A 19,678-nucleotide genomic window follows, 5' to 3' on the forward strand; every position below is an offset into this window, starting at 1 on the left:
AAAATTTGATGTATATAGCTTATTGAGAAACTTAATCCTGCTTTGCCTATCAAACAGAAACTGAATTTGTTAGGTACATTCACCAATAGTTTTATTAGGAATTTATATGAAACGAATAACTCCCCTTACTTTAATTGCTCTTGTAACTTGTGCGCTTTCTTTCTCGTCTTTTGCAAACAACAGTTTGCCGAGTAACCGACATATTGCCGTAACGGGCACGGCGCAAATGATGGCCTTGCCAGATATTGCTATTGTCCATCTAAATGTTGAAAGTACTAAAAGAACCAGTTTAGATGCTAAAAAAAATGTTGATGAGCGTGTAAATAATTTACTAGATGGTTTAGCGCAATTTAATATTGATGAGGCCAATGTTTCAGCATCAAATATTTCAACCGATGTACGCTATTCATATGATCGTGGAGAGAGAAATAAAATTGATGGCTATATTGCAAGACGAACTTTAAAAATTACGCTTAATGATATTGAAAAACTAAATGCTTTTATGGATTTCGCGTTAAGCGTTAAAATTGATGCGATTAGAAACATAGAACTAAAATCGTCCCAAGAACAAGCTTTGAAGGCGGAAGCGAATGCTTTAGCCGTTAAAGACGCTAAAGCACAAGGAAAATTACTCGCCAACGCTTTTGATGCAAAATTAGGGGCTATCTACAGTATCAATTCAAATAGTAACCATATTCAGCATAGGTATGGTGCTAATAGTGATGCTGAAACTTATGCGGTAAGTGCTCGCATGGGCAGCAGTAGTGCTAAACCCGGTCGTTATTTACAAGAAAATATTGTCTTCTCGGCCTCTATTAATGTTGTGTTCGACCTAGAGGTAAATTAATTTCTGTGGCTATTGCAATCGCTACATAATGACTAATCTGCAAGTTGTCATTTTGCTGACTTTAATCCAGAGCTTGATGAAGTTGCAGTTTATGGTTTGGGCGCGTTAGTTGCAGGTAAAGTGATTGCTAAAACGGGCTTTATTGCAGCAGCAATTCATTTTCTTAATAAGTGTGGTGTTATATTTGTTGTCGCAATTGCAGCGTTTTTGAAGCAAATTCTTACGCGAAAAAAAGCCTAGCTGCTACAATTTAAATAGCCCGTTTATACATGACGGGTTACTGGCGGCTGTTGCGACATTTACGACAAAATTGTGCTTTAAACGATATACCTCATGTTTTTGTTAAATGTGATTGGCCGTACACCCGGAAGTAGAGAGGGTAAAGGAGGCAATATGGATATCGTCTATTGGAGCAAATATTTGCTTATGGTTTTGCTAGGGACTTTGTTAGTTTTACTGTCTATGCATGAAATCGTAAATAAACTACATATCGCTGTAAAACCAAAAGAATGGTTACGCTCTGCCATTCTATATGCTGGATTATTTATTTTAGTTTACAGTGTTTACTGTTTAATTATTGATGCTATGGTATATCAATAATAATTATCAACAAAATGCTATGACTAACATATATTCAGGTCAGTGTATTTGCCAAAACGTTGCCTGTGAAATTCGCTTACCTCAACGGCTACAAACCTATAGTGCGAGAGCATGTGATTGCGAATTTTGCCAAGCACGAGGCATAAACTATCTATCTGCACCTAGTGCCGACATAACCATCACAGCTAATTCCGATCTTCAAGTTTTGCAGCAAGGCTCAATGCAAGCTAGTTTTCTTGCTTGTCGTGAGTGTAACTTGATAATTGCAGTAACTGTCCAAACTGAACTCAGCTATATCGGTGCTTTAAATAGTGAGATACTAGAGGCTAAAGCACTATTATTGCCACCGACTGTGGCTTCTCCTAAGTTGCTAAGTGCTGATGAAAAATTGGCTCGCTGGCAAAAAGTTTGGGCACCTATTAAAATGCAGATACGTTAGTTGTTTAAAACGCGAATTGTTAAATAGCTAATGTATTAAAGGGCAGATAGTTACTATTGCTCCGCTTGAATGAGATATTAGGACTTGTTTATATTGAAAAACTTTATTGGTCGAATTTATGTTTTAAAACCGATTTTTAACTGTATTTTTTTGTTGTCTATCGGCTTTATCGTTTTTCTCTTTATATTTTCCAGCATTGATGCACAAAACCAATTTGCCTTACCTAGCTTAATGTTAGCAGTGTGGAGCTTGTTGTTTAGTGCTTTGTTAGGTCTGACCAATAATGTGCCAGTACAGACCATTGAGAAACCATCTTGGTTTTCTAAAATTTACTTTAAATTTCGAAAAGTTTACTTTAGATTTATTGCTTTAATGCTTATTTTTGTGACTTTGGCACTTATCTATTTAAGCTTTAGATTATTTTCTGCTGTAGAAATTTTGCTTTAGTCGGCGTTGCCAATAACTTTATCAGGACCAAGAACGATGAAAAATTTCCCATTAGCTGATTTGATGCTAACAGGTAGAACAATATCGCTAAAACCATTACAGGTGTGTTATAGCGATGAGTTAGTGGCATTGTCTGAGTTAACTAACATGTCATCATTATGGTTTACGCAAGTTCCCAATAAAGACACAATAGCCAGTTATCTCGAAATGGCTTTATTACAAAAACATGAAGGCAGCGCTTTGCCTTTTATTGTGCTAGATAACAAAACAGGGAAAGTACTGGGTACAACTCGTATTTGTAATGCCGACTTCACTCATCGACGATTTGAAATTGGTTATACTTGGTATGGCGAGGCTTTTCAAAAATCGGCTGTAAACACTGAGTGTAAATTACTGTTACTAACTTATCTCTTTGAAGAGCTTGATGCTATAGCTGTTGAGTTTCGTACCCATTGGCATAATCATAAATCTCGCGCCGCCATTGCAAGACTCGGTGCTAAACAAGATGGAGTATTGCGAAACCACCGTATTCATCCAGATGGTGAATTGCGTGATACGGTTGTATTCTCAATTATTAATAGTGAATGGCCTGTAGTTAAAAAGTCGCTAATTTATAAACAGCAAGCATATACATAAAGGTTTGACACCTTTAGGGGTATTTCAGACTATTAGTTATGTAGTGGATATCGCTAAAGCGTTTTGTTTTGCTAAAAAAAAGCCTTAGCTAACTTGTTAGCTAAGGCTTTTTAATGATTTTTAAATAAGTGAAAACTTAAAACTGTGATTTACGATACTTCTCACAAGCTTCTTCGTCTTCACATTCACCGTATAAGTATAAACTATGGTTCGTTAGTTTAATTTTATGTGATTTAGCAATATCTTCTTGGCGTTGTTCAATAACGTCGTCTTCAAACTCAACAACCTTGCCACAATTAAGGCAAACTAAATGATCGTGATGTTTTTTATGGCTTAATTCAAAAACTGATTTACCGCCTTCAAAATGGTGACGAGTCACAATACCGGCGTCATCAAATTGGTTCAATACGCGGTAAACGGTCGCTAAGCCAATTTCTTCTTGTTGCTCGAGTAATATTTTATAAACATCTTCGGCACTAATATGCTGATTATTTGGATCTTGTAAAATCGCCAATATCTTAATGCGGGGCAGAGTAATTTTTAATCCGGCTCTTTTTAGTTCTTCATTTTGTTCTGGCATTAATTTAAATCTCTGTATTGGGCTTTCAAATTATAGAAAATTATAGGTTGTTATGACCTTGGTGGAAAGCGATAGTTGCAACTGATTATTAATTTCACTGGTTTTATTGCTTTTAATGGTCATAATACCACGACTGGTCTGATGAGTTAGGGCTTTTTAGACCACAATATTTTTACGGGTACTTACCTTTTCTGCTATTCAATAAGGAATGTTTATGTTTAAAAGAGCTTGGCTATTGAAATTACTACTAAATATTTGGCCTCCGTTTTATTTTAGTGGCATTAAAGTTGTTCATTTATCGGCGGACTTTCGAACAGCAAAAGTTCAATTAAAGCTAAGTATGTTCAATAGAAATGCTGTTGGTGTGCACTTTGGTGGCTCATTATTTGCTATGACAGATCCTTTTTATATGTTGATGATTTTGGCCTGTTTAGGGGATGAATATATTGTTTGGGATAAATCGGCAGATATAGATTTTATAAAGCCAGGAAAAGGTAAAGTAACAGCTGAATTTTTAATTACTCCGGCCTTGATAGAAGATATTATAACTCATACTGCTAATGGCGAAAAATATCTACCTGAGTTGCTGGTCTATGTTAAAGATGAAAGTGGCGATGTAGTAGCGAAATTGAACCGAACGTTATATATTCGAAAGAAGAAAACAAATCAATAGTTTGAACTAAAACAAATAAATGTATTGTTTTTCGCAATGCTAATATAAATTCTCATATACTCAGCTTTATTTTAATCAGGACGATTTCAGTATGTTTGTACAACTATCTTTAGCGAAAAAAATTAACATTATCTTAGTGATTTTCGCGATTATTTTTCTTAGTACAACGGTTATTTTTTTCTGGTTTGATGAAAAAGCCTTAAGTGAAAAATTTGTAAAACATAATCTTGAGAATCTCGCACTAAACTATTTTGACTCTGTTAATACCATGATGTTAACGGGCACGGCGGCAAACCGGAAAATAGCGCAACAAAAAGCGCTTAGCCAAGAAGAAATTGTTGAAGCACGCATAATTAGAGCGCCAATTTTAAATAAAACGTTTGGTAACGGCTTTGATGACCAAGCAGCAAATAATGACTTTGAGCGCAGCGGTTTGTCAGGAAACAAAGAGTTTAAGCATATAGTGCAAGATGGCAAAAATATGATGACTTTTATTATGCCGATTGTTGCTAAAAGTGATTATCGTGGTACGAATTGTTTAACTTGTCATCAAGTCGCTGAAAATGAAATTCTTGGTGCGGTTAAGATTACTTATGACTTAACCGCAGTAGATAAAGAAATACATGAGTCGATTGTACAAGCGGGCTTATTGCAACTTATTATCACTGTAGTATGTTTTGGCTTACTCAGCTTTATGTTTAGTAAATTAGTTATTGCCCGTTTGCGTCGCTTAAAGCGAACCATTAATGATGTTGAAGCAAATTTAGATTTAAATAAAACCATTAAAGTGAATTACGACGACGAGCTAGGTGCGGTGAGCATTGCACTTAATAGCATGATGGATAAATTTAAAGTGAGCTTTTTGTCTTTCTCAAACGCTACTGAGCAGTTAATTGGCTCAGCTAAAAATGTTGATGAAATATCAACGTTAACCCGTGAAGCTGTGTTGAATCAAAAAAATGGTACCGATTCAGTGGCAGCAGCGATTAATGAACTTGATGCCTCTGCTGATGAAGTGCAAAGTAATACCGGCTTAGCTGCTGAGAAGTCAGTGCATGCTAGTGAAAGTGCCTCACAAGGATTAGCATTAGTTGATAGTGCAAAAACGGGTATTAATCAATTGCGCGATCAAGTGGTAGAAAATACCGCAATGATCACAGAGTTAAGTAATAAAACTAATGAAGTTGGCACTGTTTTGGAAGTCATTACTGGCATTGCCGAGCAAACGAATTTATTAGCTTTAAATGCAGCGATTGAAGCTGCACGCGCTGGAGAGCAAGGCAGGGGCTTTGCGGTTGTTGCAGATGAAGTGAGAAATTTAGCAACCCGTACTCGCGAGTCAATTGACCAAATTCAAAGTACCATTGGCAGTTTGCAAGTTGACGCAAAGCAAGCGGTAAATTCAATGAATGATGTTAGTGAGCAGGCAAGTGAAAAGGCACAAGATGTTACCAATGTTGCCAGTCTACTCGAAGGTATTGCTAGTCAAATTAGAGAGTTAGATGAGTTAAATTGCCAGATCTCTGATGCGGCTAAACAGCAAAATATTGCCGCCGATGAAATTAATAAAAATGTTGTTGATATTAGCAATGTTGCTGAGCAATCTAGTGAGGACGCCATTAAAGGTAAGCAAATTAGTGAAGAGTTATTAGAGCTTGCGTATGAGCTAAATAGTCAGCTTTCGAAATTTAAACTGTAAGTGATAATAGTTTATGAACAAAGGCTATGTTGTACATAGCCTTTTTTGTTCTTATTGTGCAAAGCTTCTTGCTAGCGATCATCTGTTAGAGCCTTATTTAATAGCTGCTGCCTTGTCAGGATAGATTTTTCTTGAAATATTCTGATACTAACTATGGCTAACTAAAACCATGTAGTTATCGCCTATTTTGCTGAGTATTGAAAGTTTCCTTGCAAGTGCGAGGGGTTTCTATATCCCACTGGCTAACGTTGATATTCTTCAGCTGCCAATAAAAGTCGAACATTGCTTTTAATTCTCGATAAACGTTTTTAAACATAGATACTCCTTATTCGGTTACTTATATTTGACCATTGTGTTAGTGAGTTTTAGCTAAGGTTATGGTGGTATTATTTGGTCTAAACACTATAGTTTTAATATTGATTAAGTTATCTTGAACTATGTGGTTGTTATCGATTAATAATGCAGTGGTAAAGTCGTCTAATGCACCAAGGTTATCATTCGAAAGGTAGCGAACAATTCCACGATTGCTATAGGCGAGAGATTTCAAAAACTGTATATGGTTTATGCTGCTATCTACATGATTAATATAATGTATCGCTTGATTACAGGCTTTATCAGCCTCGCTTAATCGTTTGGTTTTTAAATTGGCAACACATAAGCCCGTTGCTTGTTCGAACCCTGCCTCCATTTGCGAAGTTGATGTTTTTAACTTTTCTAGTCCTTGATTATATAAACCAGAAACGAGTTCACTTGAGCCGATAGCATCTTTGATGATCGCCACTTTAAGCCCATTTAGCGCTTTATTTTTTGATGATTCGGTGTTGTCTGATGCAAGTGACGTAGTGCTAAAAGTGCTTGATAGTAAAAGCGTCAATAATAGTGTTATGCTGGTGATAAGGTTATTAGGTTTCATAGCCGTTCCTTTTTGCTGTTAATGAGTGTCTTTTCAAATGTCATCCTGCGATGGCACTATTACTTTAGAAAAATTGCCGGTAATGTGACAAACGATATAAAAACACCCATAACATGAAATTTATTCACCTATTATAAAAAATAGCCAATCTAAATGGCGAAATTCCTTTTAACCCAATCAGCAAATAATGACAGCTCAGGTGATGCGTCAATATTTTCGTGCTGAAGTAGGTAATATCGGTCGTGGGTGATCAATTCATTATCGAATAGCTTTACCAATAATTGTTCACTAAACCATGCGCGGCTAATTGGTAATGGCACAAGTGCTATTCCCATACCTTTTTGTGCTGCCTTAGCCACCGCGTGCATGCTTTCGAATTGGATAATTTGTTTTGGATCGAAATTTGTAACGTCAGCACGTTCAGCCCACTGATGCCAAGACCAAGGCCGTGCTTGATGCAATAATAGCGGTAACGAATTAAGTGCTTCAAAGCCACATGCCGCCCACTTCTTATAGAGTTTCTTATTACATGCGGGAACATATCGAATGGGAAATAAGTCATGAACAATACTGCCGTTAGGCTTGCCGTTGGCGAGTACAATGGATAGATCTGCATTTGCTGCTACTTTGTCTCCTGATTTTACCGTGTCGAGTTGCAGGGCAATATCTGGGTGAACGCTCGTCCAATCCATGAGTTGTGGAATAAAAAGTTCATTGGCGAAAAATTCCGGCAAACTTACCGTAATGGTTTTGTGTTTTTGATTATGAGTAAAGTCAGCAATGGTGGATTCTAAATTAGCTACAATGGGCTGCACGGCATTGTAAAAGCGCTTGCCAGCACTGGTTAATTCTATCGAACGGGTTTGTCGAGTAAATAGGGTTGTGCCGAGTTGTTCTTCAAGTTGCTTAATTTGATGGCTAACGGCAGATGGTGTTAAAAATAGTTGTGATGCTGCATGCTTAAAGCTTAAGCAGTTTGCCGCGATACAAAATGAACGTAAGCCTCTGATTGGCGTTTGAATTGTCATGAAATTATTTAGATAAGTAGGAAAGTTTAGCTGAGTTTGTTTTAGCAAACGCTCTGCCATTATTTACTAGATTGATTTTAAAAGAATTATTAAGAACCGTTAATAAAAGGGATAGCATTTTTGCGTGTTGAAGGGGCAAATGCACAGTTATAGTGCATAGCTTTTTGAACGCAGTGAACAGAATTTTAATTTAGTGAGAGGTTGTTAATAATAACGAGTAGCGAAAGAAAAAAGGGTACTCAAATGAGTACCCAGGCAAACAATTATGCGTTTAAAATGTTTAGAAATCGGGGGGGAGATCTCGAAAACAAAATTAGCTTATCGATTTGTTTCTCTTTCGACAAACGAGATAAAATCATCACTGAGGTTAAAAAAATTCACCTGTTCGTGATTATTGATTACCTTCTTTATCATTTTATTTTCGTTAGTTGTACATTTAGCTTTTGGTTATTGAAAACAAAACGTTGGCAATAAAAAGTTGGTAAAAAAAAAGCCAGCTAATTGCCAAGCCGATACGGATAATTGGGTCTAAAAATTTGGTTTAAGCAAATAAAGTGCTATATTTACTGTATATTTTCACAGTTGTAGCACTTTTTTATGGGAAAGAAATCTTTCCAAGAAAAACCAAAAGGGATTCCACTTGCTTTTAAAGGGATTCCACTTGCTTTTAAAGGGATTCAGGTCAATTGTTGTAAGTTTACGAGATGTAAGAACTTTGGCTTAACGCCAGAGGGCATTCAGGCATTAGTAGATTTAAATAACGATAATAAAAATATTGAAGACCGTCAACCTGTAAAGCCTACTGACTACTACGTAATATCTGGCACAGGTAATAAGTCGTCTTCTATATTGTGCAAAGGCTGCGTTGAATTCTCTCAATCATCCGAATACAGCAATCAGAAATATTACTCACTTAAAAGTAATAAAGGGGTTTATGAGGAACTTGAGCGCCTTTCAGAATACCTTGTTAAACCCGGTACAAAGTGCCCAAAGGCTGAATGTCCGAGTAATAGTGGTAATGACGCAATCTCAATCAAAAAGAAAGGTAAGACACCAAAAGGCAATCAGAGATACATCTGCAATGTATGCAAATACTCTTTTACTGGTAAACCTATTATTCGCGAGCATACAAACTCTGAAATAGATATTTTCCTATTTAAACAACTGGTATCAAAAACTCCTCTCCGACGCATAGCCGACCTGTATGACATCAGTATGGTAAACTCTACCGTCGAATAGAGTTCATTCATAAGCAATGTTTAGCCTTCGTTGGGGAAAGAGAACGCCGCTTGTCTAAGAAACAATATGAAAGAATGTATTTGTGTACAGACAGACAAGTTCATATTTCAAACTGGACCAACAGAAAAGAGAAACAAAACTGTGAGTTTTACGCAATAGGAACGGCTGATCTCACCAGCAGTTATGTTTTGGCATATAACTTCAATTACGATGCTAGTATCCAACCTAATGAGGCCGAGATGATGGCTGCGGAAGTGGATGATATCAGCAAGTTAAAACATCATCGAGCTTACGCTCGTATTTGGCTTAGAAGTGACTTTGAAGATACTAAACGTACTAAAGGGAGTAAGTTCGCCGCCAAAGGAGGCTCACTAAGAGAAGACTTAGAAAATCAAGCTGCATTCAACCAGCAGTTTGATACAGATGAGTCGGCAGAAATGTTTAACCGAACACATCAAGTACCTGTTCAGGGAGTTGAGATTCATAACGAATATACGATGGCCGCTCATTTCTACTTAGTTAAAACAATGCTTTCAGGCGTCCAAACTACGCGATTTTTCATGGATCAAGATTCTGGTATGAGGAATTGGTATATCGCAGCCTTTAAGGATGAAATATCAAATGGTTGCTCTGACGGATTCACAGTCACAATGAAAAAAGAAATGACCGTTGATGATAAGCAAAAAATTGCTCGTGACAGGAAAAAGCAGATAGGCTTGTTTGCACGTAGGTCTTACCAAAGCATGAGCGCTTTAGAAGTCGATGGAATAATACGCCGCATGATTATCAGTAATATGGCAAACCCAACGATTCCAAGAAATGACTACTCTCGCTGGGTGTTTAACCCAACCCCCAGTATGAACGAGGTAGATAAGCATATTGCTGCCTGCACAAACATAGATAGATACGACACGGAGCATCAGGCTAACTTATACAAAAAAGCCTCCCTCCATGCGATAGACAGGTTTTTCATGCAGATTCGAAGAAAGGTGAGCATTTTTGAGAGACCAAAGAAAACAGGTAACAGGAATGCTGGTACTTGGTACGGTTATCAACCCTATAACCCTGAATTATTCGTTAAGTTGGGCGACATATTTCGTGTTTTTTATAACTACTGCTTGCCGGATGAGAAAAATAAAACGACTCCAGCCATGAAGCTTGGCCTTGCCAAAGGCCCAGTTAAAGTTGAAAAGATCATCTATTTTGATCGATACAAGTAGCTATTAAACTAATCAAAGAGCTTCGCTATTAGCTCCTAAAAGTAACTACCGAGTGGTTACTCTCTAGGTTGTTACAAATTAGTAACCATATAGTACTTACTAATTTTATCATTTCGAAGTCATTTTTAATGAGCTAAAAACCAATGTTTGATATATTGTCCAATATATCAGTGATTTGGACTAGGTTTTCGTAATTAGTTCAATTGTAGTGTTCAGTAAGGGATTATTGTGTTTGACCAATCATTATCAGTTAGAAACTTTAGAATCATCTATGATTTAGACAGAAAAAATAAGGGAAGTATTGAAAAAGATTATTTTCCTGTAGCTTTTGAACACCGCCTTAAAATTCGTTTTTTAAAAAAGCTCGCAAAAAAACTTAGCTCTCGTCATAAAAATAAATTGATACCAAAAGAATATTTTGAGACTCGTAAAGAAAAAATAAATAAACTAATCGAATTAAGAAAAGAGCGTTTGAACAATAACGTAGATGAGAGACTTACTTCAATTGTTCAAACTGTCAGTGAAAAAGGCTACTCGCTTCCTCTGACAAAATCGGACTCGTTGATCCGTGGGAAGGAAGTTTATTCAATCGGCAAGACTATTGAAACCATTCTTGTTTCCAGACACGTTCAAATGGTTCTTAGCTCTTTGTATAAAGTGAAAGTAAACAACAGAGATCTCATAATTAGCAGGTTGAGCACAATTGCTAAGGATTCAAGCCCTAAATATATCATCCGAGCAGATGTTGAAAGCTTTTATGAGTCGATTGACCATAAAGATCTACTAGATATCTTGCATTCTTCTCCGAAACTATCAGTGACTCCTAGGCGTATACTTACTCAACTGATTAGGGCTTATGCAGAAATTTCTAACACGTCTAAAGGCTTACCAAGAGGGGTTGGAATTAGCGCATACTTATCAGAAGTTTACATGGGCAATGTAGACGAAGAAATAAATTCACTGCCTGACATCACTTACTATGAACGGTATGTAGATGATCTAATTGTTATTTTCTCGCCAACTAGAAACGAACATATCACTTCTTATTTACCAAGCATCAATAGAATAATCAGAAAAAAGAAGCTTCAATTAAATGATAAGACGGAAGAGCTTGATCTCTTTAACCAAAGTTCTCAAGGCTTTGAATATCTTGGATACCATTTCAGAATTGAAAATGGATCTTGCAAGATAAAATTGAGTCGAAAGAAAAAGGACAAACTGAAGGAAAGGTTGAATCAATCTTTTAGCTATTTTCAAAAAGAATACAAAAACACTCCCAAAGTTGCTTTTAGAAACCTTCTTCTCAGAATTCGCTTTCTCACTGGAAATACCAGACTTCTTAATAGCAAGTCCAACGCATTTGTTGGTGTTTATTTTAGCAATAAATTTATTACTGACACTTCAGATTTAGTGGCTTTAGATAGGTACTTCGAGCATAAGTTGAACTCACTTGCCGATGTAAAACATAAAAATAGACTTAATAAAATGTCATTTTTGAAAGGGTTTGAAAACAGAGTATTTAGAAAGTTCGATATGAAAGATTTAAGTTTAGTTTCAAAAGGGTGGGATAATGGCTAAAAAGGCACTTTCTATAAATTTCCCAATCGAAAGAGCGGTATTGTCAGACTTCGCTCCGTTTGAAGTCCCTATAACCTTTTCGAATAGACACTTGTACAACTTTTTAGTTGATCACGATATAAAACATGATGGCAAGAATTTTTCTTGGAGAAAAAAACACCAACCTCTGAATCAATTAATATTATTACTTTTAGGTCTAGAGCAAACTACGCCCCTTTTAAATTATCAGGAAAATGGCGATGAATATGTGAGAACGGATATTGGTCATGGCAAGTTACCGTCTATTCCGTTTACTTTCCCTATTTCACACAAGCACAACGAATTCAGGCATTTGTCAGTTATACATCCTAAAGGCCAGATACTAGCAGTAGATTTCTATGATAAATACAAAGACTTGATTACGTATTATTCTGATCTTAGTCCTTTGAGTTTACGCGCAGCAAAAAGAGTGGCTGGATGTACTTATATAGACTCCAAATCACTTATGGAGAGTTTCGATAAAGATGATTCACAAATTGAAGTTGAGGGGCAAGATTATGAAAACTTGCGTTCTTTCTTTGTTTATAAAAAATACAAAAATATTTATGAGTTCTATGAATCCCAAGATCACCACTGGTGTGAAAAGAGATTTAACTACCTATCAAAGCTAGATGTAACCCAGTGTTTTGACTCTATTTATACTCACTCCATGGCGTGGGCAGTATACAAAAAATCTTACGCAAAACAGAATTTGGATTCAACGAAAAGTACTTTTGCATTCAAATTCGATCAGTTAATGCAGCGAATAAATTACAATGAAACCAACGGAATAATAATTGGTCCTGAGCTTTCACGAATCTTTGCAGAGATAATAATGCAAGCGACAGACAGAGAGGTTATTGAAGAACTCGAAACTGAAAAATATGGCTTATTACTAGGTAAGGACTATCAAATATATCGTTATGTAGATGATTATTTTATTTTTTATAATGAGGAAAATATTTTTGATAACATTAGAGATACCATTCAGGTTAAACTAAAAACTTATAAACTTTCTCTAAACAAGAATAAAGAGGAAACTTACTCAAGGCCAATAATTACACCAATAACAATAGCCAAGAAAAAAATTGCAAACCTGATATCTGAAAAGCTCGAATATAAAATCGAAGATAAGAAAGATGATACTGAAGAGGAATACAAAGAAGGTAGCATTTACGTTAACCAGAGCAGTTTGTCCACAGACTTTAAGTCGATATTGGCTGACTCTGGAGTAACTTACTCTGACATACTGAATTATTCACTGGCTGTAATAGAAAGAAAGACTAAAAAAATTCTTGTTGATTACAAAACTATAAAAGAAACCGAATCTTCTGCTCGGCAGTTGATCAATGCGTTGGTTTCAGTAATTAATTTCACGTATTTTATTTATTCAGTAGCGCCTAAGGTTAATAGCACGATAAAGCTTTGTAGAATAATTCAACAAATAATTTTATTCATTAAAGACCAGAAGTTGGGAATAGAATTTCAACATATTATTTTTAAATGTATTTTTGATAATACGTGTTCGATACTCAACAAATATTCTGTTAACAAGTTTACACCCATTGAGACTCTATACCTTCTAGTCTTACTAAGACAACTAGGAAAGTATTATTGGTTGGATGAGGCAATGCTCACTAAATATTTCAATATATCTACAGATGGGCAAAGCCTTAAATTCGAAAGCAATTTGAACTATTTTTCAATAACTACTTTACTGTTCTATATCTGCGACAAAAAGCGTTACAAGCAGCTTCGAGGTGGCTTACTTGAATATATTAACGACCTATATTCAAATAGGACAGACACACTTATCTCTGACTCAGAAATGGCTCATTTGACATTAGACTTGATCGCGTGCCCTTTCCTAAATGTTAATTATAAAAAGTCACTATTAAATAACTATGGGATACTACCTTCGAGTGTCAAAAAAATAATTGAAGTTAACGCGTTTTGGTTCACGAAATGGAAAGACTTTAATTTTGCTAAGGAGCTAGACTCTAAGCTCAGTAACGAAGTATACTAACTTCGCTCGCATCGGGTAACCCAGATGGCTGTTGGCAGCTACACACACCAGCGACAAAAGGTATCATTGTCCGATGCAAGGAAATGATACTTGGTAGAATTTGCCTGAGTTTTGCCGTTTCAGCGCCTCGAAATTGATAAGCTTATGGCCTAATCAGTTGAAAGGCGCTCAAATCTCCTCTTTCGCATACTATTGCTGTAGTTAATTTAAATATTTTCTTCATATTGCTAGTAAGCACACAAGTTTATATTCACAAAAATAATTCTGTCAGATTCATGAAATAGCCTTTTGTACTATAAAAACGAAAGCCTTACAGTTTCCTGTAAGGCTTTTTTATCTTACTTCTTAGGGTAGACCCAATTATCCGTATCGGCTTGGCTAATTGCTGGCTTTTTTAAGCAAACTAAATGCGGTGTCGAAAAGTTAGTCTTCCAATTCTGCTAAACATAGCTCGTCATAAATTTGTTTAACCCAAGCGTCAACGCGAGCTTCGGTTAATTCTGGTTGACGGTCTTCATCAACACATAAACCAATAAAGGTGTTTTCGTCAATTAAGGCTTTTGAAGCTTCAAATTCATAACCTTCAGTTGGCCAGTTACCTACAACAATAGCACCTTTTGATTCTACGATATCGCGCAGAGGCTCCATCGCATCACAGAAGTACTCAGCGTAATCTTCTTGATCGCCTAAGCCAAAAATTGCCACTAGTTTATCAGTGAAATCAATTTCTTCTAATTCTGGTAAAAAGTCATCCCAATCACATTGGTTTTCACCATAATACCAAGTAGGAATACCTAGAATTAACAAATCAAACTCTGCGATTTCTTCCTTGGTACTTTTAGCGATATCTTTAACATCAACAAGCTTTTTACCCAGCTTTTTCTGGATCATTTTACCTACAGCTTCAGTGTTTCCTGTATCACTTCCGAAAAATAAACCTACAATTGCCATGAATCTAACCTTTTATATCTATCTAATCTTTAATATTGTTGGTATCAAGCGACCGAATTAATAGCGACTCTATTAATTCACTTCGACTAACACCTTTATCTTTTGCTAAAGCATCTAAGCGTTCAAATATATCTTGATGTAATTTAAACTCTACTCGCTTTAAACCTTTGTTCTTATCGCGCTTAACTTGATTGCGCTTATTTATTTTAACTTGCACGCTTCGCGAATGAGGGTTCGTTTTTGGTCGCCCCGGACGCTTTTCATTGCTAAATAAGTCAATGGTTGTTAAATCTGCTACTTCTTTCGCCATCTTTTTATTTACTTATCCAACACCTTGGCTTTCCCATACAAACTGAATAATGCCTTTGGCAATAAAACCTGCGCATCCTAAAAACAGTACAAAATAAACTACAAATTTTCCCATTTTTGGAACATCGTTTTTCTTCATTACATCATGGATTGATAACCCTATGAAAATAAAGATAAAAGCAAAAAATAAATTCAGCCCAATGGCTTCAACTAATTCAAAGTGTTCTGCTAACATAATCAACCCTAAAATTTTCAGGGCGCACTATAGCATACCGTTGCTTTTAAACACATTAATTTTGTACTGCGATAGGCGAATTTGTTATCGCTATTTTATACAGCAGATAACTAATAGTCTGTGCGCAAAATGTTTTTACTGTTTTGATTATACAAGCTTTGTTTGTGTAAAATTAGAACTAGATCAAGGTGCTGGCCAGAAACTTTAAAGTTAATTTAAAAAACTTTCGACACTTCGGTTAAAGGCCGCTGTTTTTTCTGCGTGTAACCAGTGACCAGCCCCTTGAATTACCCGAGCACGACTTTGGGGAAACAGTTTAATAATTTCTGCTTTATGCTCTGGCAATATATAATCCGAATTTGCACCTTTAATAAATAATGTTGGCCCATTGTAACTGGTGTCACCTTGATAGGTTTTCATGATGTGAGAATAGTTGTTATTGATATTGTCAATATTGCATTTAAATGAAAACTGATTATTTTTACTAGTTAAATTCCCCAATAAAAATTGACGAACGCCGATATCATCTACATATTGTGCGAGTTGTTGGTCAGCATCTTTTCGCTTAGTCACGCGACTAAAATCTATTGCTTTAAGGCCTGCAATAATTTGATTATGGTGTGGTGGATATTCGACTGGGGCAATATCAGCAACAATTAACTTTTCAACTAACTCAGGACAGGTTAGTGCTAATTCCATGGCAATTTTTCCCCCCATAGAATGTCCAAGTATAGTGGCTTTTGCTATTGCCAAGTGTTGCATAAGGGTTACAACATCTTGCGCCATGCTTGGGTAATCCATGTGTTCGTGATGAAAGGAATTGCCGTGGTTTCGTACATCAACACTGGTGACTCGATAATTTTCTGATAAAACTTTAGCAACCATGTTGAGGTTTTCGAGTCGACCAAATAACCCGTGAATGAGAATTATGTCTTTACCGCTACCGAGTTGTTGAAAGTTTAATAGCATGCTTGATTTGGCCTTTTTTCTGAGTAGATAGAGTATTAATAGGTAAATTGTCGTTGTTTTTATGGGCTGTTGCAATCAAGTTGCTATAGAAACTTTAATACCAGTGCCATGACTAACGGCTGCATGTAAATTTAAAAAATATTTCTCTCATTTATCGATCCACTATAGAGACTTGCTATTAAGGTAAGTATAATCTTGCCGCGATCTATAATAATTTTCCTAGGGTCATCAATGAAAAACATCGAAATAGATGAAGAACTTTATCAGCATATTGCTTCAAACACTCAGTATATTGGCGAAAGTGCCTCGTCGATTTTACGTCGTCTAATTAATTTACCTGACGAAACCGCATCTGAAGCCGTAGCTGAACCTGCGCCGGTTGCGGTTGAAGGCCAAACTTCTGAAACAGTTGAAACGCCAAAAGCAGCGACAACTACAGATGTTGATGGCTCGGTATTTAACTATATCAACAAAGAAGAGTTGGCAATGCAGCGTGGTGCTGTTGGTCGTTTTTTACTTATTCTTGCGGCACTGTACCGTGTACATAACCAGCAGTTTTCAGCGGTATGTCAAATTCGTGGTCGCGACCGTTTGTATTTTGCTGCTAGTGAAGCAGAATTAGCCGCAAGCGGCAGCAGTACAAAACCACGACAAATTCCTGATAGCCCATATTGGGTGATCACGAATTCAAATACTACACGCAAGAAAATGATGCTAACAGAGGTAGGGCGTGCGTTGGGGTATAACGAACAGGATATTGAAGATATTCGTGACTTACTCTAGTTACTTATTTATTGGTTAGATAAAAACGTTAAATAACGGACAAGGAAATGAAATGGCAATTCATCCACATGCAGGTAAAGCCGTGAGACCAGAAGATAGAATTAATATTGGGCGTTTAGTGAGTGATTACTTCCTACAAACGCCTGATATTACTATCGCAGAGCAAAAAGTAACATTTGGTACTTCAGGGCATCGTGGTAATGCCAGCAATTTAAGCTTTAACGAGAATCATATTGAAGCCATTTGCCAAGCTGTGGCTGAATATCGTCAAGCACAGGGTTTTCAAGGGCCTTTGTATTTAGGTAAAGATACCCATGCTTTGTCGGAGCCTGCATTTGCATCCGCGATTTCAGTGTTAATTGCTAATAATGTTCCGGTTGTTATTCAAAACGATGAAGGTTTTACGCCAACTCCGGTTATTTCTCGGTTGATTATTGCGCATAATAAAGTGCAGTCATCTCAAGCGGATGGCTTAATAATTACACCTTCGCATAACCCTCCAACAGACGGTGGCATAAAATATAACCCGCCACATGGTGGCCCCGCAGAAGGCGCAATAACTAAAGTTATTGAACAACGCGCTAACGATATTATTGCCAATGATTTGCTTGATGTTAAACGTATCAGTTATACCCAAGCACTTGAGTCTCCTTTATTATCACGTGATAACTTTATTGAATTCTACGTAAACGAATTAAGCCAAGTTATTGATATGGAGGCTATTGCAAAAGCAGGTGTTCATATTGGTGTTGACCCACTTGGTGGCTCAGGCATTCATTATTGGCCGGTAATTGCCAAAAAATATGGTTTGAAACTTGATGTAGTTAACCCTGTTGTTGACGCCAGTTTTGCTTTTATGCCGCTAGATAAAGACGGCAAAATTCGCATGGATTGTTCATCGCCTTATGCGATGTCTGGTTTAATCGCATTAAAAGATAAGTTTGATATTGCCGTCGGTAATGATCCTGACTTTGACCGCCATGGCATTGTCACTAAATCAGGTGGTTTGATGAACCCGAATCATTATTTAGCGGTGTCTATTCACTATTTAATGACCCACAGAAACTGGCCCGAAACATCGAAAATAGGTAAAACCTTAGTTTCAAGTTCAATGATTGACCGTGTTGCAAAACTTATTGACCGACCACTTTCTGAAGTGCCAGTAGGCTTTAAATGGTTTGTTGATGGCTTGCATGATTCAAGCTATGCCTTTGGCGGTGAAGAAAGTGCAGGAGCTTCTTTTATCGCCCGTGATGGCAGTTGTTGGACAACTGATAAAGATGGTTTTGTCATGACCTTACTTGCTGCAGAAATGTTGGCCGTAACAGGTAAAGACCCTTACCAATTGTATCAAGAGCTAGCACAGCAGCTAGGCGAGCCATGTTATGGCCGTGTTGAAGCGGTAGCTAACTTACAACAAAAGCAAGTACTAACCTCATTAACACCTGATGCAATTACCACCGATATTTTAGCGGGTGAAAAAATCACGCAGATATTGTCGCATGCCCCGGGTAATAATGCTGCAATTGGTGGTATTAAAGTGTGTACCGAAAATGGTTGGTTTGCAGCGCGGCCATCAGGCACTGAAGATATTTATAAAATATACGCAGAAAGCTTTATTGATGACGCGCATTTACAATTAATTATTAGCGAAGCACAATTATTAGTTAGTGCAGCATTTGCCGATGCTGGCTTGTAACTGAGTATTAGAGGATGTGTTGAATAGAGCGTATTATTCAATTTGCTAGTGACTGAGAATTAAAGGCGCCAATTGGCGTCTTTTTATTTTTAACTTGATTGTTTTTACTCACAAATAGTTGTTCGAGGTTTAAACTTCAAAAGCTATAGTTGGGTAGTTATAATCAGCAATTATAGCCTTAATTAATTACACATAAACAATGTATAAAAGAAAGCAAGATGCCAAACCACAAGAGATTTCCTACGAGCGGGTAAAATCATATATGTTGTGGTTAATTGAGCGCTACGGTGATTACTCTGCTAAAAAACTGCTGCAAAAGGCAAACTTACGCTTTAAAGATGATACTCAATTTAATGAACCTGCTTTAGCTTATTTAATTGAGCGCGATATTGTTAATGACCTTAGATATGCGCAACGCTTAACACTGAGCTTGTCAGAAAAAAATATCGGCCCAAATAAAATTAAAGAAAAGCTCTATGTAAAAGGTTTTACCTCACAAGTGATTAACGAATGCGTTAGCGGTATAGAAACAAGTGACGACGATTACTTTAATAAGGCGCTAGCACTAAAAATTCGTAAATTTGGCGCTGAGCCAATTGAAGATTTGAAGCTAAAACAGAAAGCATTACGGCATTTGATCACCAAAGGCTTTTCCTATGCTATTGCCAGTAAAGTTATTGGTTATTCAGCTGATGATGAGTATTAGCTAGGGTTATCACAATAAGTTTAATATATCTGCTCAGTTAAGCTGTTCTATTTTATCTATAGAACAGCAACAACTAAAGAGAG

Annotated in this window: 22 protein-coding genes and 1 pseudogene; 15 read left to right on the plus strand and 8 right to left on the minus strand. The window is 36.7% G+C overall.

The features are described 5' to 3' along the window. The first annotated feature begins 106 nt into the window (after window positions 1–106). The 6 genes and pseudogenes from AC27HL_RS09315 (at window position 107) to AC27HL_RS09340 (ending at window position 2,969) form a co-directional block, all read left to right on the plus strand. Entirely contained in the window at window positions 107–847 is a 741-nt protein-coding gene (locus AC27HL_RS09315; RefSeq protein WP_487080694.1) for an SIMPL domain-containing protein, read from the plus strand. Between the two features lie 60 nt (window positions 848–907). Beyond that, a pseudogene (locus AC27HL_RS09320) lies at window positions 908–1,087 on the plus strand (DUF2167 domain-containing protein); the annotation flags it as partial. A gap of 153 nt (window positions 1,088–1,240) precedes the next feature. Continuing rightward, window positions 1,241–1,447, plus strand: coding sequence for a hypothetical protein (locus AC27HL_RS09325; protein ID WP_487080695.1), 207 nt, complete (start codon window positions 1,241–1,243; stop codon window positions 1,445–1,447). A 19-nt stretch (window positions 1,448–1,466) separates the two neighbouring features. Beyond that, window positions 1,467–1,886, plus strand: coding sequence for a GFA family protein (locus AC27HL_RS09330; protein ID WP_487080696.1), 420 nt, complete (start codon window positions 1,467–1,469; stop codon window positions 1,884–1,886). Between the two features lie 93 nt (window positions 1,887–1,979). Beyond that, on the plus strand, window positions 1,980–2,333 hold the full coding sequence (locus tag AC27HL_RS09335; protein ID WP_487080697.1) for a hypothetical protein: 354 nt from the start codon (window positions 1,980–1,982) through the stop codon (window positions 2,331–2,333). Between the two features lie 36 nt (window positions 2,334–2,369). After that, window positions 2,370–2,969: a GNAT family N-acetyltransferase gene (locus tag AC27HL_RS09340; RefSeq protein WP_487080698.1), complete on the plus strand. Its 600-nt coding sequence runs from the start codon at window positions 2,370–2,372 to the stop codon at window positions 2,967–2,969. 136 nt (window positions 2,970–3,105) lie between these two features. On the opposite strand, the gene fur is transcribed toward AC27HL_RS09340, so the two are convergent. Continuing rightward, window positions 3,106–3,549, minus strand: coding sequence for a ferric iron uptake transcriptional regulator (gene fur / locus AC27HL_RS09345; RefSeq protein WP_487080699.1), 444 nt, complete (start codon window positions 3,547–3,549; stop codon window positions 3,106–3,108). A gap of 214 nt (window positions 3,550–3,763) precedes the next feature. Here fur and AC27HL_RS09350 point away from each other — a divergent pair, with 214 nt between their 5' ends. Both AC27HL_RS09350 and AC27HL_RS09355 read left to right on the plus strand, forming a co-directional pair. Beyond that, window positions 3,764–4,222, plus strand: a complete 459-nt coding sequence (locus tag AC27HL_RS09350) for a DUF4442 domain-containing protein (RefSeq protein ID WP_487080700.1) — start codon at window positions 3,764–3,766, stop codon at window positions 4,220–4,222. Window positions 4,223–4,313: 91 nt separating this feature from the next. Next, window positions 4,314–5,921: a methyl-accepting chemotaxis protein gene (locus AC27HL_RS09355; RefSeq protein ID WP_487080701.1), complete on the plus strand. Its 1,608-nt coding sequence runs from the start codon at window positions 4,314–4,316 to the stop codon at window positions 5,919–5,921. Window positions 5,922–6,096: 175 nt separating this feature from the next. On the opposite strand, the gene AC27HL_RS09360 is transcribed toward AC27HL_RS09355, so the two are convergent. The 3 genes from AC27HL_RS09360 to AC27HL_RS09370 all read right to left on the minus strand — a co-directional run bounded on the left by AC27HL_RS09360 (window position 6,097) and on the right by AC27HL_RS09370 (window position 7,856). Beyond that, entirely contained in the window at window positions 6,097–6,237 is a 141-nt protein-coding gene (locus tag AC27HL_RS09360) for a hypothetical protein (protein WP_487080702.1), read from the minus strand. Between the two features lie 39 nt (window positions 6,238–6,276). Continuing rightward, window positions 6,277–6,834, minus strand: coding sequence for a hypothetical protein (locus AC27HL_RS09365; RefSeq protein ID WP_487080703.1), 558 nt, complete (start codon window positions 6,832–6,834; stop codon window positions 6,277–6,279). Between the two features lie 149 nt (window positions 6,835–6,983). Continuing rightward, the gene (locus AC27HL_RS09370; protein ID WP_487080760.1) at window positions 6,984–7,856 is read right to left on the minus strand and encodes a LysR family transcriptional regulator; all 873 of its coding nucleotides are present in this window, start codon (window positions 7,854–7,856) and stop codon (window positions 6,984–6,986) included. 603 nt (window positions 7,857–8,459) lie between these two features. Here AC27HL_RS09370 and AC27HL_RS09375 point away from each other — a divergent pair. The 4 genes from AC27HL_RS09375 to drt3b all read left to right on the plus strand — a co-directional run bounded on the left by AC27HL_RS09375 (window position 8,460) and on the right by drt3b (window position 13,943). Continuing rightward, window positions 8,460–9,101: a transposase gene (locus AC27HL_RS09375; RefSeq protein WP_487080704.1), complete on the plus strand. Its 642-nt coding sequence runs from the start codon at window positions 8,460–8,462 to the stop codon at window positions 9,099–9,101. Window positions 9,102–9,151: 50 nt separating this feature from the next. Then, on the plus strand, window positions 9,152–10,321 hold the full coding sequence (locus AC27HL_RS09380) for a hypothetical protein (RefSeq protein WP_487080705.1): 1,170 nt from the start codon (window positions 9,152–9,154) through the stop codon (window positions 10,319–10,321). Between the two features lie 228 nt (window positions 10,322–10,549). Continuing rightward, window positions 10,550–11,899 carry an antiviral reverse transcriptase Drt3a gene (drt3a, locus tag AC27HL_RS09385; RefSeq protein ID WP_487080706.1) on the plus strand — a complete coding sequence of 450 codons (1,350 nt, stop codon included), beginning with the start codon at window positions 10,550–10,552 and terminating at the stop codon, window positions 11,897–11,899. Then, window positions 11,892–13,943, plus strand: coding sequence for an antiviral reverse transcriptase Drt3b (drt3b, locus tag AC27HL_RS09390; RefSeq protein ID WP_487080707.1), 2,052 nt, complete (start codon window positions 11,892–11,894; stop codon window positions 13,941–13,943). Before drt3a ends, drt3b begins: the two co-directional genes overlap by 8 nt. A gap of 423 nt (window positions 13,944–14,366) precedes the next feature. On the opposite strand, the gene fldA is transcribed toward drt3b, so the two are convergent. The 4 genes from fldA to AC27HL_RS09410 all read right to left on the minus strand — a co-directional run bounded on the left by fldA (window position 14,367) and on the right by AC27HL_RS09410 (window position 16,407). After that, window positions 14,367–14,894 (minus strand): flavodoxin FldA, encoded by a 528-nt coding sequence (fldA, locus tag AC27HL_RS09395; RefSeq protein ID WP_487080708.1) that lies wholly within the window; start codon window positions 14,892–14,894, stop codon window positions 14,367–14,369. A 22-nt stretch (window positions 14,895–14,916) separates the two neighbouring features. After that, a complete protein-coding gene (gene ybfE, locus AC27HL_RS09400) occupies window positions 14,917–15,204 on the minus strand; it encodes a LexA regulated protein (protein WP_487080709.1) in 288 nt (95 codons plus the stop codon). Window positions 15,205–15,216: 12 nt separating this feature from the next. After that, on the minus strand, window positions 15,217–15,438 hold the full coding sequence (locus AC27HL_RS09405) for a DUF2788 domain-containing protein (protein WP_487080710.1): 222 nt from the start codon (window positions 15,436–15,438) through the stop codon (window positions 15,217–15,219). A 210-nt stretch (window positions 15,439–15,648) separates the two neighbouring features. Then, window positions 15,649–16,407 carry an alpha/beta fold hydrolase gene (locus AC27HL_RS09410; protein WP_487080711.1) on the minus strand — a complete coding sequence of 253 codons (759 nt, stop codon included), beginning with the start codon at window positions 16,405–16,407 and terminating at the stop codon, window positions 15,649–15,651. Between the two features lie 231 nt (window positions 16,408–16,638). Here AC27HL_RS09410 and seqA point away from each other — a divergent pair, with 231 nt between their 5' ends. From seqA to AC27HL_RS09425, 3 genes are all read left to right on the plus strand, one after another. Then, complete coding sequence (gene seqA / locus AC27HL_RS09415) at window positions 16,639–17,190, plus strand: replication initiation negative regulator SeqA (RefSeq protein ID WP_487080712.1); 552 nt, start codon at window positions 16,639–16,641, stop codon at window positions 17,188–17,190. Window positions 17,191–17,242: 52 nt separating this feature from the next. Continuing rightward, window positions 17,243–18,889 carry a phosphoglucomutase (alpha-D-glucose-1,6-bisphosphate-dependent) gene (pgm, locus tag AC27HL_RS09420; protein WP_487080713.1) on the plus strand — a complete coding sequence of 549 codons (1,647 nt, stop codon included), beginning with the start codon at window positions 17,243–17,245 and terminating at the stop codon, window positions 18,887–18,889. Window positions 18,890–19,088: 199 nt separating this feature from the next. Further along, window positions 19,089–19,595: a regulatory protein RecX gene (locus AC27HL_RS09425; RefSeq protein ID WP_487080714.1), complete on the plus strand. Its 507-nt coding sequence runs from the start codon at window positions 19,089–19,091 to the stop codon at window positions 19,593–19,595. Window positions 19,596–19,678 lie beyond the last annotated feature (83 nt).

This window comes from Colwellia aquaemaris, assembly GCF_057548755.1.